This window comes from Staphylococcus sp. ZWU0021, from assembly GCF_000798895.1.
GTDB classification, from domain to species: domain Bacteria; phylum Bacillota; class Bacilli; order Staphylococcales; family Staphylococcaceae; genus Staphylococcus; species Staphylococcus saprophyticus.
Window position 1 is genome coordinate 149,197 of the sequence record NZ_JTLN01000030.1, and the last position, 25,495, is coordinate 174,691.

Genomic DNA, 25,495 nt, shown 5'->3' on the forward strand with positions numbered 1-25,495 from the left:
TATAGTAAATCAAAAAAGGAACAATGTCATTGAATTGACGTTATCCCTTTAAAATAAGCATATTATTTATTTAATTAACGCATCACCCGTATCTGTCTTAATCATGATCACATGATGGCCGTTACCGACTTTTTTATTTTCAAATTGTTTGTCTTCAATATTTAAATTACCAGTATCACTACTATACTCAATTTGACTGTTTTTAGGTTTATCCGCTGGTGTATCTTTCATTAAAATATCACCGGTATCCGTTTTGAAATCACCGTGTTGAAATTGCGTTTTGTTCAGTTTAATGTCTGATGTATCACCAGACGCAACCAATTGATTGAACTTACTATCATTGATGGTCAAATCCATTACATCTGTATTCAACTGTGCTTTATCCGCATTGATATCATTTAAAGTTGTACTACCATCATCTGAATGTACCTTTAAATTTTCTAAATCTTGAGGAACATATATAGTCATATCATTATATCGCATGTCTAAAAACGAAATATCCACATTTGATTGTCCTTTGTGGTCACTTACCATTAAGTTGCCATTTTTAACTTTTGCATGAATCTTGATTTTTTCATTAGAACCTTTTGATAATACCTTAAACGTTTTACCTTCTTTTATTTTCACATTACTATGTTTTAAATCTAAATCTAATCCTTTAATACTTTTATTATTATAAGTTTCATTAAAATTCGTTGTAATTTGATTTGCTTTTTTATGTTCAATTTTAAATTGTTGAACTGCACCTACTGCACAAATCACTGTTATGACTAAACCAATATCAAATATCCATATCAATGATTTTTTCATCTCGTAGCACTTCCTTTCACTACATGGATATTCCATTTTAGATATTTAACACAAAGTACATAAAATCCTTTTGTAATAAGATAAGTAATGACGAATAGTATGAGTCCTAAACCAAACATCGTGCCTGTCACAAAAACATCTAATAAGACAACTGCTTCAAACCCTTCTATAGCACCTTTAATTATAATACCTATCGGTGAGAGTATGAGAGATATCGTCGTAATGATTAATGAAATAACCACACTTAATAATATGATAAAAGGAATCGTTATAATGAAAAAGTTTAATATACTTAAACCCATAACAGCTAATGTAGCATGACCCACATCCCCTAATTTATTACTTTTTTCAGCCTTGACTATCGCAGCATTTGCATTTAATTCTTTCGCTAATTGTCTCGGATTACCTAATTCATCAGCGATTTGTTCTTCGGTTTTTCCTTCTTGTAATCCACTATAAAAATGCGTGTCATATTCATTAATAATATCTTGTCGTTCTGTATCATCTAAATTTTTCAGTAGTTTACGCTAAAAATATAACACACTACTGTACATTGCAAGGTACTGATCAATGTTTTTTCTCCTTTACTATATAGGTTGTTTAAATTGGCAACTATTGTTTTATTATAGGTCAAACTATCATTCTAGTTTTAAAGAATGTATAATGATGCTTGTATATTTTTGTAAACGTTTACTTAATATGAAATCATATTTAAATAATTACATAAAGTTAATGAAATAAAGGGGGTCTATTAATGCTAGAGTTAGATGCAATTACCACTTTAGCACTTGCAAGTATTTTATACTTACTTGGTGTATACATCGTCAATCATGTAAATATTTTGAAAAGATTATGTATACCAGCGCCGGTAATCGGAGGACTATTATTTGCAATTGTTGTCGCAATTTTGAAGTCAGCAAGTTTGTTAACAATCAAATTAGATTCAGAATTTATACAGAATTTCTTTATGCTCGCATTTTTCACAACGATTGGCTTAGGCGCTTCGCTTAAACTACTAAAATTGGGTGGTAAAATACTTATATTTTACTTTATCTTCTGTGGCATATTAGCAATTTGTCAGAATTTAATAAGTGTTTCGTTAGCAAAAGTACTCAATATTTCGCCATTACTTGGCTTAACTGCGGGTTCTATGTCAATGGAAGGCGGTCATGGCAATGCAGCTGCATATGGACAAACGTTACAAGGCATAGGTGTCGATTCAGCATTAACGGCAGCATTAGCCGCAGCAACACTGGGTCTTGTCGCAGGTGGGTTAATTGGTGGCCCTGTAGTGAAATTTTTAATTAATAAATATAACTTAAAGCCTGAACAAGCAGAAGAAACTACGCAAGATTATTCTGAAAGTGATAGAAACGAATACTTACACAATCGAATGGCGCCTACTACCGTATTTTTACTACAATTTACAATTGTAGCTATTTGTATGGCCATTGGATCCTATTTAGGAAACACATTTACCGATTTAACAGGTATCAATATCCCTATTTATGTTGGTGCAATGTTTGTCGCTGTCATAATCAGAAATATCTCAGAATACAATAATCTAAAAATAATTGATATGAAAATCATTGATCGTATCAGTGATGTATCACTTAGCCTATTCTTATCCATTGCTTTAATGAGTATTCAACTTACTGAAATATATCAATTAGCAATACCGTTAATCATCATCGTACTAGTTCAAGTTTTATTTATTATTCTGTTCTCGGTCATCGTATTATTCCGTGGCTTAGGCAAGAATTACGATGCTGCAGTTATGGTAGGCGGTTTTATTGGTCATGGTTTAGGTGCAACTCCAAATGCTATGGCAAACTTAGATGTTATCACTAAAAAATATGGCGCATCTCCTAAAGCATATCTCGTAGTACCAATTGTCGGCGCATTCTTAATTGACCTACTTGGTGTACCAATAGTGACTATATTTATCAATGCCTTTAAATAGATAACTTACAAATAAATTTTAGTAGCACTTATTAAGCTTTTTTGAAATATTTTTAGAAATGACAATTATTTTGTATTGAGCGCTTTTATTATTTGCTTTATTTAATACAATAAATACCAATCATGTTTATTTTATATACTATTACATTGATAGTGATTTATGCCGAAATTGTGAGTATAGTACTTGTTGAAGATTATATGCTAAGACAGTATCCGTGAAAATTATGGGTAAAAAAACTGCCAACAAAATCAAAGATTTTGTCGACAGTTTGTAGCAAGTAATTTAAGTGTTTGTATAAGTACTTGTCATTTATACTCCAATCTCTTATCACACATTTAAGCAAGCCGAGCATTTTTGCCGTGGCTTGCTTAATTTCGTTTTATTCTATTATTTTGAACTTTTCAAATTATCTGATGTCTAAACCTCTTTGTTCAATCCATGACTGTAATTTAGGACTAAATACCATTTGCGTTTGTTTTAAATCTTTTATTGTTTTGACATCAAGCATGGTCATAATCTTCTTCATATGATCTGTAAATTGTTCAGTATAATTAAGTGTTTCAGTAATACCATAGTTTTCAACTTGATTTAAAAATGGGCGTGACATCCCGACTGCGCTTGCACCCAATGCCAAACATTTAACTGCATCTAAAGGTGTTCTTACACCACCACTGGCTAAAATATCCATATCTTGTTGATATGAAGCACTTTCTAACAGTGATTCAACTGTTGTTTGTCCCCATAATCCTAAATAATCCATATCTTTGTATGTGCGTCTTTCATTCTCAATATCCACGAAATTTGTGCCACCTCTACCGCTAACATCGACGTAGCGTACACCGATTTCATTGAGGCTCTTAATAGTTTCCTTACTCATACCAAATCCTACTTCTTTTACAATCACTGGCACGTCTACGCGTGAGACGATTTGTGCTAAGTTTTCCATCCAAGTAGAAAACGTTCTATTACCTTCTGGCATTACAAGTTCTTGTGGAGCGTTCACATGAACCTGCAGTGCTTGAGCATCGAGTAATTTTACAGATTCAACCGCTTTATCTACAGGGACATCTGCACCAACATTACTGAAAATAATACCATTCGGATTCGTATCTCTGACAATACTGAAAGATGATGCCATTTTACTATTTCTTAATGCAGCATGTGTAGAACCAACTGCCATAGCGATACCAGTTTCACGTGCTATTACAGCCAATTTTTCATTGATTTGCTTCGTCCATTCACTACCACCAGTCATAGCATTGATATATAAAGGTTGATCTAGTGTGAAGTCTTTTAACTGACTTGTTAAATCAATATCATCGACATCGACACTAGGAATTGAATGATGTACAAATCGTATTTCGTCAAAATCAGAAATCGTGGCATCTCCTTGTGCCATCGCAATTTCTACATGTTCATTTTTTCTTTGTTCTCTTTTATTATCGCTCATCTTTTGCTCCTACTTTCAATCATTTTATAATGCTTTGATATATTAAATAATGTCTTAAATTACATACTAAAACCATTTTTCTTTTTTAAAATAATAAATACATCCTGCACTGATCGCCAACATAATACCTAATACAATATAGTAACCATAATGCCACTTTAACTCAGGCATATTGATAAAGTTCATGCCATATATACCTGTAATTAACGTTAATGGTAAGAATATCACAGATACTAGGGTCAGTATTTGCATCACACTATTCATTTTAAATGAGGTATAGGACGAATAATTATCTCTTATTTCAGTTGTCACTTCTTGTGCAGTTTTTAAAATACTTTGTTGTTTAATAATATGATCCTCTATATGTTGAATATACATATGATTTTTACTATCTACAAGTAATAGCTTACTTTCTTTAATATTATCTATTAATTCGTTCATAGGGTATATAATGCGTTTCAATTTAATAATGTCACCACGAATTTTAAATACATCTTCCATGATACCTTTAATGGATTGACTGTTTAAATTTTGGTCTTCGAATTCAAACACTTTATCTTCGATGTCATAAATGTGTTTAAAATAATCATCTACCAATTTATCTAAAATATACAGTGCCACATCAGACGTATCTAAATCTTTATTAAATTGATGTTTAATCATTTGTTCTACATCTTCTAATATTGAAAATGGTTTGTGATGGTATGTAATCAAAATATTATCTTTGATAAACAAATTTAACGCTTTATCCCTATTAAAAGGGGTATCCATACTATGAAAGACGAGATATTGATATGTTTCATAGGCCTTATATTTTGCTCTCGGTGTCCCTTTTATCGTATCTTCAATTTCAAGTTTATTAAATTTAAATTGTGATTGTAATACTTCGTTTTCAATTTCCGTTGGGTCATTAAAATCATACCAAATCAGCGTAGCTTCTTTTGGTATTTCATTATAGTGAGCTACCTGAACGAAAGGTTGTTCAGAAGTTTGATATTTAATCGTTATACTCATTATTCCCCTCCCGAAATCGTTTCCTTTATTTTACCATGAAATAGTATGTGTGTATGTTTTAGATTTATTTCGTTAAGCATACTTTAAAACATGTTAAACTTTAATTATATATTTTCAAACTTTGAGGAGTTGTATTCATGAAAAATCCTTTCACAGTGATTCAGCAAGTGAACGAAGATATGATTGATCACAATGGTCACATGCATGATGCTCATTATAATATGGTCTTTAGCGATGCCATTAACCAATTCAATTATCAACACGGATTATCCTTGGAAGAGCGTGAAGCCTTAAACTATACACTATTTACAGTTGAAGAACACACGGCCTACCTTTCTGAATTAAAGAAAAACGAACGCTATCACATTACCATCTATTTATATGATTATAATGAAAAAAGCGTCCATTTCTTTTCCATAATGACAAATGAACATGGTTCAAAAGTTGCTACGAATGAAGCACTCATGTTAGGTATTAATCGTGCAACTAATAAAACTGCACCTTTCCCAGAACAATTTGCACAAGCAATTATCAATTATTATGATAATCAACAATTAATTGAATGGCCAAAACAATTAGGCCATCGTATTCGGATTTCAAGAAAAGGAGTTTAGATATTACTATGACAAATCATATACATTCAGCAGTAGCATCACAATTGTATGATTTATTCGATGATACTAAATATGAATTAAGCGAATTAAATCAAAGTAAGCAACTTGTATTAAACGGACCAGACAATAAATTAATTAAACGTGGTTTAGATATCAGTTATTTACAAGGTCAGAAGAAAGCGATTGATGCCATAGATTCAATATTAAAAAATGATTCTGACGATGCAGCTTTCAAGCTTAATTTTACGGAATTTAGCACTCAAGTCATCAAATCATTCGAATCATCTGCAGCTAAGTTTAAAAGCCTTGCGCTACCCACCGAAGACTATGATGTAGTACTTGCACATCATTATTCATTAATGGGTCAAAAATTAATTATCGACACAGTTCACACAACGATATTAAACCAAACATTTTAATGACATGTGCAACAAACCTAATGTAGCGTAAAGCTATAAAACTATAATCACAACCTAATCACAGGTCGTTGTATGACAACCATATATGCATTTAGATTCGCTATTTCTAGCCATATAGCATTTTATTAATGATTATAAAAAAACAAGCTTTGACATCCATGTTTCAGCTTGTTTTAAAATATTTAGTTATCTGTTCATTCATCTTTTAACGTTTCTACGATTTGCTTAACCACTTTATGAGACTCTCTTATAGGTAATAAGGGGAAAGCATGAATCATTCTTTTATATTCATAAAAATGTATTTCTTGTGATTTATCTGCTAAAATATGTGCAAATCTTTGCATGTCTGGGAGGTAAATTTCGTATGCACCGCCAAACATATATATCGGTGGCAAATCTGTCAGTTCTCCATAAATTGGTGACACACGTGCATCGTCTAATGGCAGATTATGAGACCATACGTTTAAAATGCGTTGTACGCCATCTTTATCAACGATGACATCTTTTTTATCTAGTGATTCCGTGATACCTTCATTATCCAATTGGGCATCTAGTAACGGTGAAAACAAATATAATTTACTTGGTAAAGGGCGTTGTTTTTCCTTCAGTTGTTGCACAAAACTTAGTGCTAAAGCAGCACCAGTGCCATCTCCCATAATGACAATAGCATCACTATCCACTTCAGTTAGCAATTTATTGTACATCTCAAATATAGCATTATAAGTATCATCTATATGAAACTCAGGTGTCTTTGGATAGATTGGCATGACAACTTCACTTAATGTACTTAATGAAAGCTTATCCATAAATCTCCAATGAAAAGCAGATGGCTGCAATGTATTATAACCACCGTGTATATAGAGTAATTTTCTTTCGTGGCTATGTCTAAAACGAAATCTAAAGACTTGAATATCCCCTAGCATTTGTTTATCTAAATCAGATTTAACATTCAATGTTTCAGGTTGTTTATGTTTTTTTTCATTAATTTTCTCGCGATCATTTAAAAATTGCTCAAAAGCTTCATCTGAACTAAAAATAATAGATCTATGAGGTAAGAGGTACTTATTCACAAATTTAGTTGTCAGTCTTGATTTCATTTATAATCCATCCAATCTAAGTTTATTCTCCAAGTATTTAGAATGTTTCATTTTACTTACTAATCAAAATTCATAGTATGGTAAAATTAATACAATGACAAAAAAATACAGTTATAATATAATTTGAGTTCCCTAATAATCGAATCTATCAATAACTAGTTATCACAGTTATTGCATATTATAACAAAATAGAAACAAAAGTCATAAAATATTTAGATGTAGCATTCTACAGTAATGAAAGGAGTATCCTATGGCAGAACAGAACCATCAATTTAAAGATTTTGAACATACCCTAACAAGTGAACCCATGCAACGTGGGATGCGTTTTGAAAAAAAGAAAAAGTCTTGGGTAAGTATGCTTATCCAGATTATTGTCCTTATTTTAATGGCCATAACGGGTTATAGCATGTTTAAGGAACCTATTTTTAATTTAGTCTTCGCGCAAGAGACAATCAATTTTCATAAACTCACTAATTTCCAAACTACTATAAATGATATTTCTAACTTAAATATTAATGTCGCCTCAATCGATAATTTACAAACGAGTATCGATCGATTAATCCTAGTATTTTACGTGTTCTTTATCGCCTGTATTTTAAGTTTAGTCTTAACTTTCTTTACTTTACTATTTAACAGAACCGTATTAAAAGTAGTAAATATGTTTGTCATCGCGATTATGTTAGTCATTACATTTGGTTTTTCTTATCTAATTAAAAATATTGCTTCTAGAATTTCAGACTCAATGAATCAATATTATATTTCAGTTAAACCTACCCAAATCTTAACTGAAGCTGATGCAATTCATAATGCTTTTACATTGTTAGGATGTAGTATCGCGCTCGTATTAATTAGCATGTTTTTCAGAAATCGTATAGTGCGTAAATAAGCTTATCGTCATCTATTTAAAAACATACTGTAAAAGAAAAAGCCGCTTCCAACATTTAAGTTGGAGGCGGCTTTTATGTTAATCAAAAAATATGATTTAATTTTCTTTAGACATATAGTGATCTTTACCTTTTAAGAATAAACTTAAAATAAATGCAAGTGCACTTAGCGCTGTTGCAATTAAGAATGCACTATTGACACCATTGATAGAAGCTAGTTTTTGAACAAATTCTAGCACTTGTGAAGTTGCCATTTGTTCGCCGCCTAACGCTTGCGCCATTTCTTGTAAACGATCTTTAATAAATGGGTTCGTTTTATCTAAATCTTGTGCGTAACCTGCAGCATATTGCGTTGTTTGTGTAGACATCACTGTCACTAATAACGCCGTACCAATTGAACCTGCAAGTTGTCTTAATGTATTTGATAAGGCATTACCATGTGCAATTAATCTCTGTGGTAATGCATTCATACCAGCTGTCATAATTGGCATCATAATAAAACTCATACCAAAAGAACGAATAATATAAATAAGCATTAAATGACCATAAGTCGTATTCATATTTAATTTCGTTAATTCCCAAGTAGCATAAGTCATGATTGCAGTACCTACTAATGCCAATGGTTTGATACCAATTGTGTCTAATAATTTACCAGCAATTGGACCCATAACACCCATAATCAAGGCACCAGGTAGTAATAACAGACCTGATTGAATTGGGGTAAAGCCTCTTAAGTTTTGCAAGTAAAGTGGTAAAAGAATCATACCACCAAATAAACTCATTGTAACGATCATATTGATGACTGTTGTTAACGTAAATCCTGAGTATTTTAATACTTCCATACTTAACATAGGCACACGCATTGTAAGTTCTCTGATGACAAATGCAATAATAAAGATAACACCTAATATTAAGGAAATGACTACGATAGGTGAACTCCAACTATTGTTACCTGCTTCACTGAATCCGTAAAGTAACGCGCCGAAACCAATCGTACTAAAGATAATTCCTGGTACATCGGCTTTTGGATTTGTTGTTACTTGATATACTCTAAACCAAATATAAGCAATGGCTAAAGATACCAAACCAATGATGAACATACCATAGAACATAACATTCCAATGATAATTTTCAACAATATAACCAGATAATGTTGGACCAATCGCTGGTGCTAAAATCATAGCGATACCAAGCGTACCCATCGCTGCCCCACGTCTTTCAGGTGGGAAAATTGTCATAAATACATTTGTACCTAACGGCATTAATATACCGGCACCAATAGCTTGTAATACACGGCCTACCATCATGATTGTAAATGATTCAGACAGTCCACAGACTAAAGAACCAATCGTAAATAATGTCATCGCAACTAAGAATAGCTTACGATACGAATATTTATTAAATAAGTAGGCGCTGACTGGAATTAAGATACCATTTACTAGCATAAATCCTGTCATTAGCCATTGACCCGTATTAGCTGAAATATTGAAATCTGTGTTTATCATCGGTAACGCTACATTAAGTAAAGTTTGGTTTAATATAGCTATAAACATACCAAAGATCATCGCAATTAATACTTTGCCTTGGGTCGTACCTTTACCAAACATAAATGTACTATGCTTTTCTTTTAATTTTTCATTTACTTTAGCTTCTTCTGAATTAGGATTGATCGCTTCATGATCTGAATCATCTTGTTGTTCTACTTCTGTATCATTGGTATCAGTAGAAAATGTGTTTAATTCATCATTCTCATCTTTATTTTCACGATCATCTTCGTTCGTTGCTTTTGACTCCTTGGATGATTCCTGAGAATCTTCCGTATCGTTCACTTTAAATTTAGATTGATAAATTTCATTAGAAACATGACTTTCATGCTTTGTTTGTTCCACTTGTTGATTTACTTTATTATGTTTTCTTTTAGTTAGAAAAACATTAAGTAACCCAACTAAAATGAGCGCTATGACTACGTAAATTATAATGAAGGTCATTGTCATTTAAAGACCCCCCTTAATTTTTATGAATTTTAACTTCAGCGTTCATTCCTGGAACAACATTTTTAGATGGTTTTGAATCGAGTGAAATTTTCACAGGTACAACTTGAGATACTTTTGTATAATTACCATCAGTGTTTGATGAAGGCATCATTGAGAAACTTGAAGCTGTAGCTTTACCAACTTCTTCTACTTTACCTTTAAGTTCAGCGTCTTCGCCGTCAAGTTTTACATTTACATCTTTGCCTTCTTCAACATCTGCAATATCTTTTTCATCAACATTTGCAGTAATGTAAGAATCATCTAAATTATAAGCATAAGCAATTGGAGTCCCTGCTTGCGCCATTGAACCTTCCATACCATCTGTTTTTACGATTGTACCATCTTGTGGCATTTTAACGTCCATGTTTTGTGATTGGCCATCTTCACCTTTAGCTGCAATTTCTGCAACTTTATCACCTTTATTTAATTTTTCATTGTTTTTTACATCGAATGATTTGATTTCACCTGATGCTGGTGCAGATATTTTAATTTGTTCTCCATCTACTTTCGCATTATCAGTACTTACAAATCCTGTAGCTTGATTATAAAAATGGAAACCGACTACTCCTATAATCACAAGAACTACAATGGTAACGATGTTGATTAATACCATTTTTTTCATTACTCTTTCCTCCTATTTGCTTTTAAAATTCACTTTATATATTATAGATACATAACATTTAAAAAAACACCGACACTTCTATAAAATGTGTCGGGTAAGTTATTGTATGCAATTTTTGAAGGAGATAAAATGAAACAGAAAGCTAAAGAAAAAATTATTCGAAATATGATTACTTTGCTAGAAGAACATCCTTTTGAAGACATTACTATTAAAATGATCTGTGCTTATAGTGGCATTAATCGAACGACCTTCTACGATTACTTTGTAGATAAGTATAATCTTTTATCTACGATTCAAACATATCATCTTCAAAAATATAAAAAATTATTAAATGCACTATACTTCAGTTTCGATAAAAATGAAATTAATCATTTTAAACTCTATCAATTTTTCAAAGTCATATTAACTTATATTAAACGTCACTATGGATTTTTCCATGCCATATTTGTCTCACACCCTAATCGAGATTTATTTACGGATTATGTAAAAATCACTAAAGAGACGTATACGAATATGCTTGTCGATTACACGACAGTATTGAAGAAAAAACAATTTGTCACGTATGCTATTGGCGGACAAATTGGTATTATATACTTTTGGATACGTGAAGAGTGTATCGAAACACCTGATGAACTGGCACAAATTTTACTAGCAAACGCTATAAAACTTAGACGCTAATATCATATGAGTCATTGCGCATAAGCATAACATTTTAAAATAATTAAAGCGGTCGAGACATGATACGTGTCTCGACCGCTTTAATTATTCAATACTATTTTTAGATGGTACATACTTAAACACAAAATAATTGATACATTGCAAAATAATGAGCAAAATACCAGCTATCATAATAATCGTAATATATGGTATATAACTGTCTTCACCCATCATGCCGACTAAAGGCGAAACAAGTCCACCTAATAAGGATTGAACTAATCCTAATAAACTAGATGCACTGCCGTTACCACCAGTGCGTTCATCCATTGCAATTGAAAAGCCTAATGTCGCCACACCAGTAACTGGTGCTACGAGAATAACAAAACCAATAAATAACAACCACATTGATAAATGCATGACTAGCGTCATCGATACGACTGCTACACCAATAATTTGTATTATGGTTAAAATTCTTAACAAAGTTAGTCGATCTATATAATCAACCATTTTACCAGTCAATTGGCTAGAAATAATCAAACTGATACCTATGACTGCAAACATAATACTAAATTGTTGCGCCGACATTTGATAAATACTTTGCGTAATAAATGGCGAAGCAGATATGTAACTAAACAACATAATAAATGTTACACCTTGAATCAACATCGGTAATACAAATCTAGGTGTAATTAATAATTGCTTGAAATTTTTAAATATACTACCAAGATGTGGACTGTCTCGTTCTTCTAATTCCAAAGATTCTGGTACTTTAAATAGTGAGCCAATGACCATTGAAACACCGAACAACGTTAAAATAACAAAGACCATACGCCAAGTAGCGAACGATAATATAACGCCACCTAGAGCAGGTGCTATGACCGGCGCCACACCATTCACTAGCATAAGTAAAGCTAAGAATTTTGTTAATTGCTTTCCACTATATAAATCACTAGATATCGCGCGTGATATGACTGCACCTGCACCGCCACAGAAACCTTGAACAAATCTTAGAGCAATCATGAGCCAAATATTATCGACGAAAATAATACCTATACTTGCCAATGTAAATAATGACATGGCTACAACAAGTGGCGTTTTTCTACCTATCGCATCAGAGATTGGACCAACAAATAAATTACCTAAAGCGAGACCAATCATAAATAGAGATAATGTTAATTGTGAATTTGAAGTTGTTGTACTAAAATCTGATTGTATTTGAGGTAAGCCAGGCAAGAACATATCAATAGATAAAGCGCCGATTGCTGTTAAAGCCCCTAAAATAATGACAAACAGTAATGATTGTTTGTGCTGCGTTTGTTTATTAGTCATTTAAGTTCTCCTAAAAATAATTCTATTCTTATCATTTTATACATATTAACACCATTATAGCTTTAACCTTACCACTTTTAAATACTTGCTTGTATATTCATTTCTCTATACAAAAAGAACGAGGTTAAAAGCACCTCGTTCTTCCTCATTCCAATTATTTAATATTATATGGTCTTACAATAATATAGACCAATTAAATACCTTTATTAATTACTCTGAATATTTAACTACTTTTAAATTATCTGCATCTCCATCACCTTGTAATTGATAGTCAACTTCTCCATATTGACCATTCTCTTTCAAAGCTTGTCCAGTTACATAAAATGTATTACCTTGTTTAATGATTTCTGTTATTTGTGGTTGTTGTATAAAGAATAAACGGTTTGAATTCACATCACTTTTAGTCGACTTATAGTTATCTGTGTTTTTCTTCAAATAAGATGATACTAAAGAAAAATCACTTTGACTATGTGCACTATTCATCGCTGTAGTGAAATTACCGAAAAAATTAGTCACCTTATTTCTAAAGCTATTCTCTTCTTTTTCTTTTTTATCTACATAGGATTGTATTTCATCATCATCAAAATTTAATGTTACTTTTGTTTTATCTTTTAGATTATCTGTTTTCACTGTCGTTTCAGCTGACTTAAATGTTTTCTTCTTAGCTTCGCCTTCAGCAGAAACAGTAATATCATTTGTTTTTGGATATGGACCAATCTCTTTTGCTTTAGCATAATCGTAAGTTTTATCGTTGATTTTTACTTTTACAGTGTCTTTATCTATTTCTGATGCGCCACTTAATTCAACTTGAATATATGCCTCGTTAAAATCTTCGCTGACATCTATCGTTTCATTATTACTATTATTAAAATTAAACTTTAACTGACCATCAAATTGGCCATTAGCCGTTTCTTTTTTAGTTTCTAGTAAGTAATCACCTGGAATAAATTTACCTATTGCTGTCGTTTTATTTTTTTCAGCAGTGACTGTTTTTTGTTTATCATCAGATTTAAATTTATATGTCGCATCATATTTAGGTTTGACGATAGCTTCTTTAGTAGGAGCCGTAAAACTCATGTTATCAAAAATTAAATAACGTCTTCCATTTTTACTAACTCTCAATACATTTTCTCCATTTTTAGCAGTGACAAAATCCGCTTCTTTGGTCTCGCTCTCATTTAACTTCTTGATTTTTTGATTCACATCTTTTACAAAGTTGTCCATCCCAACCTCATTTTTTATATATTTAATATAAGCGGTTGCTTCTGTCTCATCCACACTATTGTTTTGTGTACTTAGGATTGTAGAAAGCTTTTGTGTATCATTATTATCGACTGCATTTATAAGCAACTCTGATTGTGCTTCAGGCGAATTGAAGTTTTTTAATAAGAAGAAAATAATAATAAGTAAGATAATGATAAAGAATGCAATTCCCCAGGGGATAATTTTACGTGCTTTTATATTTGCGCTTTTTTTATTATCTTTTAATGAACGCGTGAGTTGTTCTGAGTGATTGTCAGTGACTTCATAACCACAATGGCCACACTTACTTTGTTTATCTCTCATATTCCCCCCACATTTAGGACATTTTCGCATTTTATCACCTCTTTATCTCTAAATTCATACATCATCACATTATTTTAACACACATTAAAATGAAACCATATGTAAGCTTGCTGTTGCTACTTTAATTAATCCAATATGCAAACATAAATTGCCTATTTTATTCTACTTACCTTATTATATGTAACGCATGCTAAAAATGATATACATCGTTAGTCCAATAACACGATTAAACTAGCATTGACGCAATAACGTCAATGATCAATATTTAAGATTGCTTTTTACTCATCGTATGTTACGTCAACTAAATTTATGTGTGGTTTTTTAAATTAAAATTCTTTAGTCGACGATCAATAATCTCGAGCACATATCTCGCCTGTTCGATTTCTTCATCTGATAAATCATGCAACATGTCACTTACGATATCGTTGATGATAGATTTACTTTCTCGATTGAATTGCTTACCTTTTTCCGTTAACTTAATATATTTTAAACGCTGATCTGTATGCGCTTCGGCTTTATCCCATTCTACAACTTCAGCTTGTATCAATTTTTTTATTCTTCGACTAACTGCTGCTTTATTAACCCCTTGTTTCTCTGTAATTGCTGTCAAAGTCATTGCTTTTTCATTTTCTAACATCAAAATCACGTTAGCTTGTTCTTTTGAAATTTTATATTCTTCTCTCAATGCTTTCAGTAACTTCGCCATCAATGTATTCACATCATCAATGAATTCTCCCATAAACTCAATATGATTACCTAAATTTTTTACCATACCTGCCACCTCAATGTTCCATTAAAAATCATTTAATTTTGTTTTTTTTATATTATGTTAATGATATCAATATTTTATTATGTATAAAAGTTAAAACTCGCAACTTATACTTATATTAATTCATGTTTTTACTTGGTTACCTTAGTATTAATAATTAAATTTGCTTATTTCGAAAGATTACACTACATTTAATATACTATAAAAATCGGAAGTGAGGCATGGGTATGTTAACTTTGGCTTTATGTATTATGATATTATTTACATATTTGTGTATGTTTTTTAACTTCAAATATTCGGCACATCTCTCAATCTATATTTCCCAGGTAATATTAGGTTATGTTGTCATTATTATACATATTGGTGAGCATACGCTACCTATAGATATTCTTGTTGTCATGTCCTTAGGCGCTCTATTATTACACATCAAACATAAGCATTTAATGCAAAATCGCATGAGTGCCCTTTTCTTAAAACGTCTCTATTATGTGGCTTTTAAGCTCGTTGTTTTCACGCTTGCATGCTTTTACATTAGTTTGATTCCTATTGGTATTAACGTTATCTTTCTATGGATTTCAGCTATATCTTTTAGCGCGCTTTTCACTTTTATTTGCTACATGATGTGTTCGTCGAACTTTTTAAATCTGAATAATAAACCTGACTTCGATGTCATACTTGTCCTAGGTGCTGGTATATTTACAGAAAATGTAACGCCTATGTTAGCTAGCCGTTTGGATCGTGCTTTAACTTTATATGTGCAACAACCAAATGCTAAGTTTATTGTGAGCGGCGGACAAGGGCCCGATGAACCCATCTCCGAAGCGCTAGCCATGAAGCGCTATTTAATACATCATGGGGTTGAATCAAATCATATTATGTTAGAAGATCAATCCACAAGTACGTCAGAGAATATCCAATTCTCTAAATCACTCATTGAGAGCCACTTCGAATGTGTCCCTAAAATTGTCTGTGTCACAAGTCAATTTCATATTATGCGTGCTTTACGCTTTGGACAAAAATTCAATTTAAAATTAACTGGAGTTGGAAGTCATACACCTTATCATTTTTTTGAAATTGCATTAATTCGTGATTTCTTAGCATTAATGTATCAATATAAATTATTATTAACGGTTTATTTTGCAGCTTTATTTTTCATATGCATAATCGCATATTGGTTTATTCCAAGTATCCCTTTATAACATATTTTAAATATGTCCACTGTATCGCTACGCGTCATTGAGTGAATAAAAAAATCTGAGACATCACTAAATGTCTCAGATTTTTATTTATACTATTTGCGGATGTAATAAATTAAATACTTTAAGTATACATTCCGTTTTATCTTAACGCCCTATTGCATTGTATCTAAAATAACACATCTATCATTTAGGCATTGGTAATAACGCCATCATCTAATTCAATGACTTTGTCAGCATATTCAAATAAACGTTTATCATGAGTAATCATGATGCCAATCATTTTTTTACTTTTAATTTGATTTTTGATCATTTCAATAACTTCCGTCGCACGTTCCGCATCTAAACTTGCAGTCGGTTCATCAGCTAAGATAATTTTAGGATGATTCATTAGTGCTCTCACAATTGCCACACGTTGTTTCTCCCCACCAGACAGCATATGAGGAAAGGCAGTCAAGCGATGGTTTAGTCCTATTTGTTTTAGTAAAGTTTCTGCCCTTTGATTAGCTTCTTGCATAGTCATTCCTGCCTCTTTACCAATCGTTGTCAATTGTGCTTTTACTTTTAAATATGGTACTAAGTGAGACGATTGAAAGATAAAGCCAATCTCATTTAACCTTAATTCTGAAGCCTTTCTATCTCTAGTAAATAAAGGTTGATTATTATACAAAATATCTCCACTACTTTGTGAAAGTAAACCACCTAAAATAGTTAATAATGTCGTTTTACCAGATCCAGATGCACCATTAAGAATAACAAATTCGCCTTCATTCACATTGAAATTGATACCTTTTAATACAGGGGTTTCTGATTGGCCATTACCAAATGATTTTTTAATATCTTTAACTTGTAAACTCATTATTCTCCACCTCCAATTGCTTCGATAGGATCTACTTTAAATAATTTGATAAATGATAATATTGCTCCAATTATAGCAACAATAATAAATACACCTACAACTAACAGTAGATTTGATGTTGTAACATGGAATGGCATAGATACTGGCATTAAGAATGACAATCCCGTAATAATAGCAACTGATATAATCACGCCTATCATCGTCGTAATTAATATTTGAATAATTAATGCGCTTAATAAGTGTTTTGTTTTCATACCAATCGCTTTTAATATTCCAATTTCTGGTATTTTTTGAATTGTCATAACATAGAAGAATGCACTAAGTACAATCGCTGAAATAACAAACAAACTTACAATCATCATATTTAATGGCGCTTGTTCTGCTTGATAACTTGGAATTTCACTTGTTATGTCATTTTCTGTAAATACTTTCACGCCAGAAATATCATTCACTTTCTCTTGCTCTGATTTTGATAAATCTTTAACTGGATAAATAGTGCTAGCTTGTTTATTCAATGTGTTAAATCCATTATCACTCATCATCACAACTGAACTATGTGAATACATCGTATCATTGAGTACACCTGATACTTTTAATGCTTTACCATCTTTAAGTTTAATTTTATCTCCTACGTTAATACCATCAGCAGTAAGTTTATTATTAATTGCCACTTCATTGTCTTTAGTAGGATAATGCCCTGCTTTTAATTCAGGTTTTTCGTTTTTAACCGTATTGATCATTAAGACGTCTTCTTCATTTTTATCAATCTTTAATGTTTGAGGTGCCATTTTTAATGGTTCTTGACCTGTAATATCTTCAATTTTATTTTGTTGTTCTGGTTTAATAATCGACTTCTCAATTTGTGGTTGCTTATTATCTTGTAAAACATACTTTTCGGATTTCATGTTGTCTAACATTGAGATATTTTCTCTTGCTAATCCTTGAGCTAATCCACTTATAAATAACACCATAATACCTAACAATAATATGATGAGCATGATTAAAATATAGCGAAACTTATAATATTTGATTTCTTGCCATGCTAATTTCATCATTTTCAACTCCTTCTTTAAAACTTATATTTGGAGTTTATGCTATCAATGTGAACTCAATATGAACGCATCTAAATTATTTCATTATTATAAATTGTATCGTCGAAGTGTTACATTTATAATAATCATAATACTTAATAAGGAGACCTTGCGTATGACAACCTGTCTAATTGTCGATGATGACCCAAAAATATTAGAATATGTTTCGAAATATATTGAACGAGAGCATTTCGAAACAATTGTCCAATCTAGTGCAGAAAATGCTTTATCTTATCTTGAAACACATCAAGTTGATATTGCAATTGTAGATGTGATGATGGGAAAAATGAGTGGATTTGAATTATGTAAAATACTTAAAGAAGATTTCGATATCCCGGTCATTATGTTAACTGCACGGGATGCTTTAAGTGATAAAGAACAAGCTTATTTAACAGGTACAGACGATTATGTTACAAAACCTTTTGAAGTTAAGGAATTGATGTTCAGAATTAAAGCGGTACTTAAACGTTATAATGTTAATATAAATAACGAAGTTTCAATCGGTAATCTGACATTAAACCAATCCTATTTAGAAATTCAATCTTCATCAAAATCAATGAATTTACCTAATAAAGAATTTCAGTTACTTTTTTTACTTGCTTCTAATCCAAGACAAGTCTTTAATCGTGATGCATTAATTGAAAAAATATGGGGCTTTGATTATGAAGGTGATGAACGTACAGTGGATGTTCATATTAAGCGTTTGAGAAAACGACTTGAAAAAATAGATGCTTCTGTAACGATTCATACTGTAAGAGGATTGGGCTATAAGGTGGATGATCATGTTTAAATCACTCTATACACGAATAGCCATTTACACAATCACTGTTATGATATTCTCTGCAGTTGCTAGTTTTCTCTGTACTAATATTATTTATCATAACTACTTAAAAGAAAATAACGACGCTAAAATCATGCGCACATTAAAGGATTCAATTCAATATCAAAAAGAATCAAGGATTGAAGCATCTGCACCCTTTTTCAAACACTTGGGAGAGATGAATTATCAAGTGATGACAATTTCTGAAGATGGCCATCGTACATATTATGGCACTGAATTCAGAAAAGATAATATTAGCAAAAAAACAGCTGAATCTGTATTACATGGTAAGGATTATCATGGTATTAAAAATTTACCCTATAACCCTATTATCACTGGTTTTTTTGAGAATACAACGAAAAATACCGTTGGTATAGCTTATCAATCTAAAGGACATACATATGCTGTTTTTATGCGTCCTGACATTGGCAAAACCTTTAGTGAATTTAGAATATTTCTTGCGATTCTAATCACATTATTACTACTTTTCTCAATTATATTGGTTATTTCATCTACTTATGCGATTATCAAACCGATACAACAGTTGAAACGTGCTACAGAACGATTGATGCATGGTAACTTTGATGAGGTCATTCATGTAACACGTAAAGATGAATTTGGTACATTACAATATCGTTTTGATAAAATGCGCCTATCTCTCAAACAATTAGACGATATGAGACAACATTTTGTTCAAAATGTATCGCATGAAATTAAAACACCGCTAACTCATATTCATCATCTACTTGATTTATTAAAGTTTGCTAAAACGGATAATGCACGTGAGCAATATATTGAAGAAATATATGAAGTCACAACACAACTTAGTGAATTAACAAAAGCATTGTTACTGTTATCAGAAATAGATAATGGCGCGCATTTAGACTTTGATGATGATATTCAATTAAATCAGTTGATTAAAAAAATAATTAGACATGAGCAATTTTCTGCCAATGAAAAAGATTTAATTATAATGTCAGACTTAGAAACAATTAGTATGAATGGTAACGAACGTTTATTACATCAAGCCTTTCAAAATTTGATTACCAATGCGATAAAATACTCAACAACGGGTGGCATGGTTGACGTCACACTTTCACAAAACTTAGAGACAATTACATGTACAATTACAGATGACGGCCAAGGCATGTCAGCCGAAACACAAGCTCGTATATTTGAACGATTCTACAAGTCAAGTAATCATGATAATAGTAATGGCCTCGGTTTAGCGATAGCAAAAGCAATATTTGAACTGCACCATGGCACAATAACGGTAGATAGTGAAAAAAATGCTGGAACGACCTTTACAATCACATTCAAAAAGGTGCCTAAGACAATAAGTTAATTCGATAAAACGATGCCCTACATTTACAACCCATACAATGAATTAGGCCGAGACACATTTTGATGTCTCGGCCTAATTTAACATGAATAAAAGATATACAATGCACAATTTCTACTTCATTAGTTCACGGCTTATTTATTTGTCGTCCTTAATCACCAATAACTCTAGTTAATTTTAAGATATTTCGTAATCTCTTTGTTTAATTGCGTATAAAGTGCTTCATTCTCAGATAATTTCATACCGAAAGAAGGAACCATTTCTTTAATTTTTTCTTCCCAACCTTCAAATTCATCTTTATAGCAACGTTTCAATAAATCTAACATAATATCTACCGCCGTAGAAGCGCCAGGTGAAGCACCAAGTAATGCAGATAATGAGCCATCTTCAGAAGTGATGACTTCTGTACCGAATTGTAAGGTACCTTTACCTTGATCAGTATCTTTGATTACTTGTACTCTTTGTCCTGCAACAACAACTTCCCAATCCTCACTCTTTGCGTTCGGTACAAATTGACGTAAATCTTCCATACGTTCTTCGTTGGATAAGGTAAGTTGTGAAATAAGATATTTCGTTAAATTCATCTCTTTAATTCCCGCAGAAAGCATGGTAATTATGTTATTAGGTTTAACAGACTTGATTAAATCCATATTTGAACCTGTTTTTAAAAACTTCGGTGAAAAACCAGCAAAAGGTCCAAATAAAATTGTGCGTTTACCATCTATATAGCGTGTATCTAAATGTGGTACAGACATTGGCGGCGCGCCGACTGGTGCCTTACCGTATACTTTAGCTAAATGTTTTTTGGTAATCGCTTCATCTCTACACACTAAGAAGAGCCCACTAACTGGGAATCCTCCTATATGTTTAGATTCTTTGATACCTGTTTTTTGTAATAATGGTAAACTTGCGCCACCTGCACCGATAAATACAAAGTCGCTTTCTACAATTTCTATAGTGTTTGTATCAAGATTTTTAACTTTCACTTCCCAAACACCGTCTTTACGCTGTTTAATGTCTTCAACTTCGTGTTTATAATTTAATGCTACATCTTTATCTTCTAAATTTTCAAATAATTTTTTAGTCAATGCACTGAAGTTAACGTCTGTACCTGTTTTATCATAACTAATCGCCATGGGGATATTAGAGGTACGTCCTTCCATAATTAAAGGCGTCCATTCAGTTATCTTATCTTTATTGTCCGTGATTTCCATATTACTAAATAAAATGTTTTTATTTAGTTTTTCTACACGTCTTTTCAAAAAGTCTACATTTTTAATCCCTTGAACAAAGCTCATGTGAGGCACTGGTTTAATAAATGCTTCTGGATGATCGAGTTGCCCTTGTTTCACTAGATAGCTCCAAAACTGTTTGGAAACTTGAAATTGTTCATTGATTTTAACCGCTTTTTTGATATCAATTGTGCCGTCTTTATTTTCGCTCGTATAATTTAATTCACATAATGCAGAGTGCCCTGTGCCCGCATTATTCCACGCATTCGAACTTTCTTCAGCAGGTGTTGATAACCTTTCATACATCTTAATTTCTTTCTCAGGAGCGATTTCTTTTAAAATCGTCCCTAGTGTTGCGCTCATGATACCGCCACCAATTAAGATGACATCTGTTTTGCTATGTTGTGTACTCATAACAAATACAGTCCCCCTTTTATATGTGTTTAATAGAAACGTTATCTTTACTTTTATAATACGTTCACTAATTTAGTAAAGCGTTTTCTATAACTTAAAAATAAAAAATTCGTCTTATTGCCATTTATGTATTTAACGCAATAACACAATTACTTCATACCTCTCTAATTATATACGTAATTATCGCATGAAAAAAGGGGTTTCAGTAATTTTACACAAATTTTGTTAATAAGTGTTAACTAGAATATATCATATTTTGATGATTATACTTATTAAAACGAGGTATACTTTATTTATCACAACGTTTTATAAACAAAGAAAATATAGAAATCCACCACACATTTCGTGATATAATGGATTTCAATTTAAGTAAAGTACGCTTGGAGGTTTTTATGAAATCAATCACTTTTTTTATGCATAATTTTTATGCGATGGGTGGAACGGTAAAATCGATTTCCCAAATCGCTAATGTTCTAGCTGAAAAAGGACATCACGTGGAAATTATTTCCGTTTTTAAAGGAGACACATCACCTTATTTTGATATCAATCCATCCATTAAAGTTAAGCCCTTAGTTAACTACCAATTACATCCCTTTAATTTTAAAGATATCTTATTTAATCGTATTACTAAATGGACATCCTTATCGAAACCCAAGTATATTTCCCAACACGAACCTGGTCTTAATCAATTTTCACATTATATAGAAAAGAAAATGATTAAAGCAATTAAACATGTTAATACCGATGTCCTAATTGGGACACGCGCAAGTTTTAATATACTTATCGCTCAACATGCGCCTATGAAATGTGAAAAAATTGGTATGGAGCACATGAATTTTGATGCGCATCCAGAAGCATATCAACAAGAAATCATTAATGCCTATAAAAATCTAGACAAATTAACAACATTAACTGAAACTGATAAAGTAAAATATCAAGATTACATACACATCCCTACTTTTGTAATCCCAAATATTATCAATGAAACACGCTTACAAGAACAAAAAGTTAAAAATATTAGTGCCGCCGGACGTTTAGAATACGAAAAAGGCTTTGATTTACTGATTGACAGTATTAATCTAATTCAAGAAAATATGAGACAATTTGGATATCAGGTCCACATATATGGTGATGGTAAAGAACGAAACAACTTATCCAAGTTGATCCGTAAAAATAACTTAGAGGATATTGTTTTTCTTCAAGGCGCAACACATCAATTAAATGAAAAATTAGCTAAAAGTGAACTGACAGTTATTCCATCCCGCAATGAAGGGTTTGGCATGGTTATATTAGAAGCAATGAATCAAGGCAGTGTCGTAGTAAGCTTTGACGGAAATGCTGGTCCTGAATCAATTATTCAAAATAATGTAAATGGCTATTTAATTGAACATGGCAATGTAGACGCTTTAGCAAACAAACTACGCCGTCTCATTAACCAAGAATTTAAAGATCAAGTTATTATCGAAAATGGTTATCAAACGGTTGAGAATTATGAGCCAAATGCAATCTATCTTTCTTTTAGACATATGCTTGATACTTAGACATTAGATAAACCGACAATCATAGGATTTTCACCTTACACAATGCAAAAACGCCTACAAAGTAGACATACATATGACTACTTTGTAGGCGTTTGTTTTATAATAAGCTATTAAAAATAAATCCATTTGAAATTAATATCTGTTTTTTCTATATAAATATATTTAATAAGAAAGTCCAAATACATACGAAAACCAGTAAAGCCACACTATAACGAAGTGTCATTTTAAGTAATTCTGATTCTTTACCTACTTGTTGTACAGAGGCTGTTGCAATAGCGATTGATTGAGGTGAAATTAATTTTGCTGCAACACCACCCACGGTATTTGCAGAAACAAGTAACGCACCACTTGCACCAATATTGCTTGCTACCGCGGCTTGAATTGGCGCAAATAAAGTATTGTTATTCGTAACTGAACCAGTTAAGAATACACCAATCCAACCTAAAATTGGTGATAATAATGGGAAAATACTACCTGTTTTCGCAATTCCCTCACCTACTGCATTACTCAAACCTGCATAAGTCATTAATTTAGAAATAACTAAAATAAAACAAATCGTAATGATTGGTAACCATAACTCTTTAAATGCGTTCTTGAATAAACGCACACCATCTTTAAAATGTACTTTATTGGACATCAAAATTGTAATAACAATAACGATTAAAATAGCTGTTCCTGTTTGACCTATGATGTTTAACGGTAATGTGATCGCCTTATTAGCGATTTCACTATATGTACCTGGTAGTGCAATGTTGAACACGAATGATTCTAGCGCACCACCTGGAACAAACAACGCTTTAAAGAAAGATGCACTCCAAATCATTACAACTACTGTTAAAATGACGAATGGACTCCATGCATAAATAATCTCTTTAGGTTGATGTTTGCTGATTTTTGGAGGTTCTTCATCTTTATTAATTCTAAAGATATGTTTTGGCTGGAATTTTTTAGAAAATATTGCAAGTGCCATCATTGCACCTAATGGTGGTATGATATCTGCTAATTCTGGGCCTATAAACACCGTAATGATTGCTTGTAAAACAGTGAAAGTAATCGCAACTACAAGTATCGCTGGTAGTGTTTCTTTAATACCTTTAAATCCGTCTATAATCCATATTAATAAAAATGGAATAAGCATATTCATAAGCACAAGTGTTAAGGCAGACATAGAAGAAACTGCCATACCTGTCACACTATCGTGTAAACCTAATGTGTCTATAACTGTAACTGGTAAACCAATGGCACCAAAAGCACCTGCTGAAGCGTTTGCAATCAAACACAACATGGCAGCTTGCAATGGCGCAAATCCTAATTGTGTAAGTAATAAAGCACAAATAGCGATAGGTACACCAAATCCAGCAGCACCTTCTAAAAATCCATTAAATGCGAATCCAATTAATAGCAATTGAATACGTTGGTCCTGAGAAATGCTCGATATACTATCTTGAATCGTATCGAATTGACCAGTTTCATTCGTAATCTTATAAAGTAAAACTGCCATTACAACGATATAACCAATGGGTATAATCCCTTGGAAAAATCCTTCTACAACAGCACCTGATGCAATATTTACAGGTAGTTTAAAGAAGACGATAGCAATAATAACTGTAACAACAACAGTTGTGATTGATGCATAAATGCCTTTCATTTTAAAAATAGTTAAACATAAAAGAAATAAAACAATCGGCACTGCTGCAACAATTGATGATAACAGGACGTTATCAAAGGGGTTAAACGTATCTACAAACATTTTGACTCACTTCTACTTTCTAC

General features: G+C 32.1%; 23 protein-coding genes and 1 pseudogene. 9 read left to right on the top strand and 15 right to left on the bottom strand.

The window, feature by feature from the left end; genetic code table 11:
• Nucleotides 1-66: 66 nt before the first annotated feature.
• The 3 genes and pseudogenes from L987_RS09825 to L987_RS14410 all read right to left on the bottom strand — a co-directional run.
• Nucleotides 67-810, bottom strand: coding sequence for a DUF4097 family beta strand repeat-containing protein (locus L987_RS09825; protein ID WP_047504463.1), 744 nt, complete (start codon nt 808-810; stop codon nt 67-69).
• On the bottom strand, nt 807-1,112 hold the full coding sequence (locus L987_RS14405; protein ID WP_373996376.1) for a hypothetical protein: 306 nt from the start codon (nt 1,110-1,112) through the stop codon (nt 807-809). Before L987_RS14405 ends, L987_RS09825 begins: the two co-directional genes overlap by 4 nt.
• Nucleotides 1,113-1,202: 90 nt before the next feature.
• Nucleotides 1,203-1,328: pseudogene (locus L987_RS14410) on the bottom strand (HAAS signaling domain-containing protein); the annotation flags it as partial.
• Nucleotides 1,329-1,564: 236 nt separating this feature from the next.
• Here L987_RS14410 and gltS point away from each other — a divergent pair.
• Nucleotides 1,565-2,773: a sodium/glutamate symporter gene (gene gltS / locus L987_RS09835; protein ID WP_011302506.1), complete on the top strand. Its 1,209-nt coding sequence runs from the start codon at nt 1,565-1,567 to the stop codon at nt 2,771-2,773.
• A gap of 406 nt (nt 2,774-3,179) precedes the next feature.
• On the opposite strand, the gene fni is transcribed toward gltS, so the two are convergent.
• Nucleotides 3,180-4,223, bottom strand: a complete 1,044-nt coding sequence (gene fni, locus L987_RS09840) for a type 2 isopentenyl-diphosphate Delta-isomerase (RefSeq protein WP_011302505.1) — start codon at nt 4,221-4,223, stop codon at nt 3,180-3,182.
• A 66-nt stretch (nt 4,224-4,289) separates the two neighbouring features.
• Nucleotides 4,290-5,237 carry a magnesium/cobalt transporter CorA gene (gene corA / locus L987_RS09845; RefSeq protein ID WP_011302504.1) on the bottom strand — a complete coding sequence of 316 codons (948 nt, stop codon included), beginning with the start codon at nt 5,235-5,237 and terminating at the stop codon, nt 4,290-4,292.
• A 137-nt stretch (nt 5,238-5,374) separates the two neighbouring features.
• On the opposite strand from corA, the gene L987_RS09850 reads away from it, so the two are divergent.
• Both L987_RS09850 and L987_RS09855 read left to right on the top strand, forming a co-directional pair.
• Nucleotides 5,375-5,851 (top strand): thioesterase family protein, encoded by a 477-nt coding sequence (locus L987_RS09850; RefSeq protein WP_002482506.1) that lies wholly within the window; start codon nt 5,375-5,377, stop codon nt 5,849-5,851.
• An 8-nt stretch (nt 5,852-5,859) separates the two neighbouring features.
• A complete protein-coding gene (locus tag L987_RS09855) occupies nt 5,860-6,270 on the top strand; it encodes a hypothetical protein (protein ID WP_002482505.1) in 411 nt (136 codons plus the stop codon).
• 194 nt (nt 6,271-6,464) lie between these two features.
• Here L987_RS09855 and L987_RS09860 read toward each other — a convergent pair whose 3' ends face one another.
• Nucleotides 6,465-7,367, bottom strand: a complete 903-nt coding sequence (locus L987_RS09860) for an alpha/beta hydrolase fold domain-containing protein (protein WP_011302503.1) — start codon at nt 7,365-7,367, stop codon at nt 6,465-6,467.
• 250 nt (nt 7,368-7,617) lie between these two features.
• Between L987_RS09860 and L987_RS09865 the strand changes: the two genes are divergently transcribed.
• Nucleotides 7,618-8,253 (top strand): hypothetical protein, encoded by a 636-nt coding sequence (locus L987_RS09865; RefSeq protein WP_002482503.1) that lies wholly within the window; start codon nt 7,618-7,620, stop codon nt 8,251-8,253.
• Between the two features lie 96 nt (nt 8,254-8,349).
• On the opposite strand, the gene L987_RS09870 is transcribed toward L987_RS09865, so the two are convergent.
• Nucleotides 8,350-10,245: a DHA2 family efflux MFS transporter permease subunit gene (locus L987_RS09870; protein WP_011302501.1), complete on the bottom strand. Its 1,896-nt coding sequence runs from the start codon at nt 10,243-10,245 to the stop codon at nt 8,350-8,352.
• 13 nt (nt 10,246-10,258) lie between these two features.
• Entirely contained in the window at nt 10,259-10,906 is a 648-nt protein-coding gene (locus L987_RS09875) for an HlyD family secretion protein (protein ID WP_011302500.1), read from the bottom strand.
• Nucleotides 10,907-11,035: 129 nt separating this feature from the next.
• Here L987_RS09875 and L987_RS09880 point away from each other — a divergent pair, with 129 nt between their 5' ends.
• On the top strand, nt 11,036-11,584 hold the full coding sequence (locus L987_RS09880; RefSeq protein ID WP_011302499.1) for a TetR/AcrR family transcriptional regulator: 549 nt from the start codon (nt 11,036-11,038) through the stop codon (nt 11,582-11,584).
• An 84-nt stretch (nt 11,585-11,668) separates the two neighbouring features.
• Here the strand turns inward: L987_RS09880 and L987_RS09885 are convergent, their stop codons facing one another.
• The 3 genes from L987_RS09885 to L987_RS09895 all read right to left on the bottom strand — a co-directional run bounded on the left by L987_RS09885 (nt 11,669) and on the right by L987_RS09895 (nt 15,230).
• The gene (locus tag L987_RS09885) at nt 11,669-12,892 is read right to left on the bottom strand and encodes a multidrug effflux MFS transporter (protein WP_011302498.1); all 1,224 of its coding nucleotides are present in this window, start codon (nt 12,890-12,892) and stop codon (nt 11,669-11,671) included.
• Between the two features lie 210 nt (nt 12,893-13,102).
• Nucleotides 13,103-14,488: a TcaA NTF2-like domain-containing protein gene (locus L987_RS09890; protein WP_011302497.1), complete on the bottom strand. Its 1,386-nt coding sequence runs from the start codon at nt 14,486-14,488 to the stop codon at nt 13,103-13,105.
• Between the two features lie 277 nt (nt 14,489-14,765).
• Nucleotides 14,766-15,230 carry a MarR family winged helix-turn-helix transcriptional regulator gene (locus L987_RS09895; RefSeq protein ID WP_011302496.1) on the bottom strand — a complete coding sequence of 155 codons (465 nt, stop codon included), beginning with the start codon at nt 15,228-15,230 and terminating at the stop codon, nt 14,766-14,768.
• Nucleotides 15,231-15,448: 218 nt separating this feature from the next.
• On the opposite strand from L987_RS09895, the gene L987_RS09900 reads away from it, so the two are divergent.
• The gene (locus L987_RS09900) at nt 15,449-16,426 is read left to right on the top strand and encodes a YdcF family protein (protein WP_052190993.1); all 978 of its coding nucleotides are present in this window, start codon (nt 15,449-15,451) and stop codon (nt 16,424-16,426) included.
• Between the two features lie 187 nt (nt 16,427-16,613).
• Here L987_RS09900 and L987_RS09905 read toward each other — a convergent pair whose 3' ends face one another.
• Together L987_RS09905 and L987_RS09910 are read right to left on the bottom strand one after the other, a co-directional pair.
• Complete coding sequence (locus tag L987_RS09905) at nt 16,614-17,282, bottom strand: ABC transporter ATP-binding protein (protein ID WP_011302494.1); 669 nt, start codon at nt 17,280-17,282, stop codon at nt 16,614-16,616.
• On the bottom strand, nt 17,282-18,334 hold the full coding sequence (locus L987_RS09910) for an ABC transporter permease (protein WP_011302493.1): 1,053 nt from the start codon (nt 18,332-18,334) through the stop codon (nt 17,282-17,284). The genes L987_RS09905 and L987_RS09910 overlap by 1 nt, the downstream gene beginning before the upstream one ends.
• 154 nt (nt 18,335-18,488) lie before the next feature.
• Here L987_RS09910 and L987_RS09915 point away from each other — a divergent pair, with 154 nt between their 5' ends.
• The gene (locus L987_RS09915; RefSeq protein ID WP_002482492.1) at nt 18,489-19,163 is read left to right on the top strand and encodes a response regulator transcription factor; all 675 of its coding nucleotides are present in this window, start codon (nt 18,489-18,491) and stop codon (nt 19,161-19,163) included.
• Complete coding sequence (locus L987_RS09920) at nt 19,156-20,538, top strand: HAMP domain-containing sensor histidine kinase (RefSeq protein ID WP_011302492.1); 1,383 nt, start codon at nt 19,156-19,158, stop codon at nt 20,536-20,538. Before L987_RS09915 ends, L987_RS09920 begins: the two co-directional genes overlap by 8 nt.
• A gap of 164 nt (nt 20,539-20,702) precedes the next feature.
• Here the strand turns inward: L987_RS09920 and mqo are convergent, their stop codons facing one another.
• Complete coding sequence (gene mqo / locus L987_RS09925) at nt 20,703-22,181, bottom strand: malate dehydrogenase (quinone) (protein WP_011302491.1); 1,479 nt, start codon at nt 22,179-22,181, stop codon at nt 20,703-20,705.
• A 392-nt stretch (nt 22,182-22,573) separates the two neighbouring features.
• On the opposite strand from mqo, the gene L987_RS09930 reads away from it, so the two are divergent.
• Entirely contained in the window at nt 22,574-23,722 is a 1,149-nt protein-coding gene (locus L987_RS09930) for a glycosyltransferase family 4 protein (RefSeq protein ID WP_011302490.1), read from the top strand.
• Nucleotides 23,723-23,870: 148 nt separating this feature from the next.
• Here the strand turns inward: L987_RS09930 and L987_RS09935 are convergent, their stop codons facing one another.
• Nucleotides 23,871-25,472 carry an L-lactate permease gene (locus L987_RS09935; protein WP_011302489.1) on the bottom strand — a complete coding sequence of 534 codons (1,602 nt, stop codon included), beginning with the start codon at nt 25,470-25,472 and terminating at the stop codon, nt 23,871-23,873.
• Nucleotides 25,473-25,495 lie beyond the last annotated feature (23 nt).

Bases quoted from the DNA above. Each gene is read 5' to 3' on its own strand.
- L987_RS09825 (WP_047504463.1), bottom strand. From the start codon at position 810: ATGAAAAAATCATTGATATGGATATTTGATATTGGTTTAGTCATAACA.
- L987_RS14405 (WP_373996376.1), bottom strand. From the start codon at position 1,112: ATGGGTTTAAGTATATTAAACTTTTTCATTATAACGATTCCTTTTATC.
- gltS (WP_011302506.1), top strand. From the start codon at position 1,565: ATGCTAGAGTTAGATGCAATTACCACTTTAGCACTTGCAAGTATTTTA.
- fni (WP_011302505.1), bottom strand. From the start codon at position 4,223: ATGAGCGATAATAAAAGAGAACAAAGAAAAAATGAACATGTAGAAATT.
- corA (WP_011302504.1), bottom strand. From the start codon at position 5,237: ATGAGTATAACGATTAAATATCAAACTTCTGAACAACCTTTCGTTCAG.
- L987_RS09850 (WP_002482506.1), top strand. From the start codon at position 5,375: ATGAAAAATCCTTTCACAGTGATTCAGCAAGTGAACGAAGATATGATT.
- L987_RS09855 (WP_002482505.1), top strand. From the start codon at position 5,860: ATGACAAATCATATACATTCAGCAGTAGCATCACAATTGTATGATTTA.
- L987_RS09860 (WP_011302503.1), bottom strand. From the start codon at position 7,367: ATGAAATCAAGACTGACAACTAAATTTGTGAATAAGTACCTCTTACCT.
- L987_RS09865 (WP_002482503.1), top strand. From the start codon at position 7,618: ATGGCAGAACAGAACCATCAATTTAAAGATTTTGAACATACCCTAACA.
- L987_RS09870 (WP_011302501.1), bottom strand. From the start codon at position 10,245: ATGACAATGACCTTCATTATAATTTACGTAGTCATAGCGCTCATTTTA.
- L987_RS09875 (WP_011302500.1), bottom strand. From the start codon at position 10,906: ATGAAAAAAATGGTATTAATCAACATCGTTACCATTGTAGTTCTTGTG.
- L987_RS09880 (WP_011302499.1), top strand. From the start codon at position 11,036: ATGAAACAGAAAGCTAAAGAAAAAATTATTCGAAATATGATTACTTTG.
- L987_RS09885 (WP_011302498.1), bottom strand. From the start codon at position 12,892: ATGACTAATAAACAAACGCAGCACAAACAATCATTACTGTTTGTCATT.
- L987_RS09890 (WP_011302497.1), bottom strand. From the start codon at position 14,488: ATGCGAAAATGTCCTAAATGTGGGGGGAATATGAGAGATAAACAAAGT.
- L987_RS09895 (WP_011302496.1), bottom strand. From the start codon at position 15,230: ATGGTAAAAAATTTAGGTAATCATATTGAGTTTATGGGAGAATTCATT.
- L987_RS09900 (WP_052190993.1), top strand. From the start codon at position 15,449: ATGGGTATGTTAACTTTGGCTTTATGTATTATGATATTATTTACATAT.
- L987_RS09905 (WP_011302494.1), bottom strand. From the start codon at position 17,282: ATGAGTTTACAAGTTAAAGATATTAAAAAATCATTTGGTAATGGCCAA.
- L987_RS09910 (WP_011302493.1), bottom strand. From the start codon at position 18,334: ATGAAATTAGCATGGCAAGAAATCAAATATTATAAGTTTCGCTATATT.
- L987_RS09915 (WP_002482492.1), top strand. From the start codon at position 18,489: ATGACAACCTGTCTAATTGTCGATGATGACCCAAAAATATTAGAATAT.
- L987_RS09920 (WP_011302492.1), top strand. From the start codon at position 19,156: ATGTTTAAATCACTCTATACACGAATAGCCATTTACACAATCACTGTT.
- mqo (WP_011302491.1), bottom strand. From the start codon at position 22,181: ATGAGTACACAACATAGCAAAACAGATGTCATCTTAATTGGTGGCGGT.
- L987_RS09930 (WP_011302490.1), top strand. From the start codon at position 22,574: ATGAAATCAATCACTTTTTTTATGCATAATTTTTATGCGATGGGTGGA.
- L987_RS09935 (WP_011302489.1), bottom strand. From the start codon at position 25,472: ATGTTTGTAGATACGTTTAACCCCTTTGATAACGTCCTGTTATCATCA.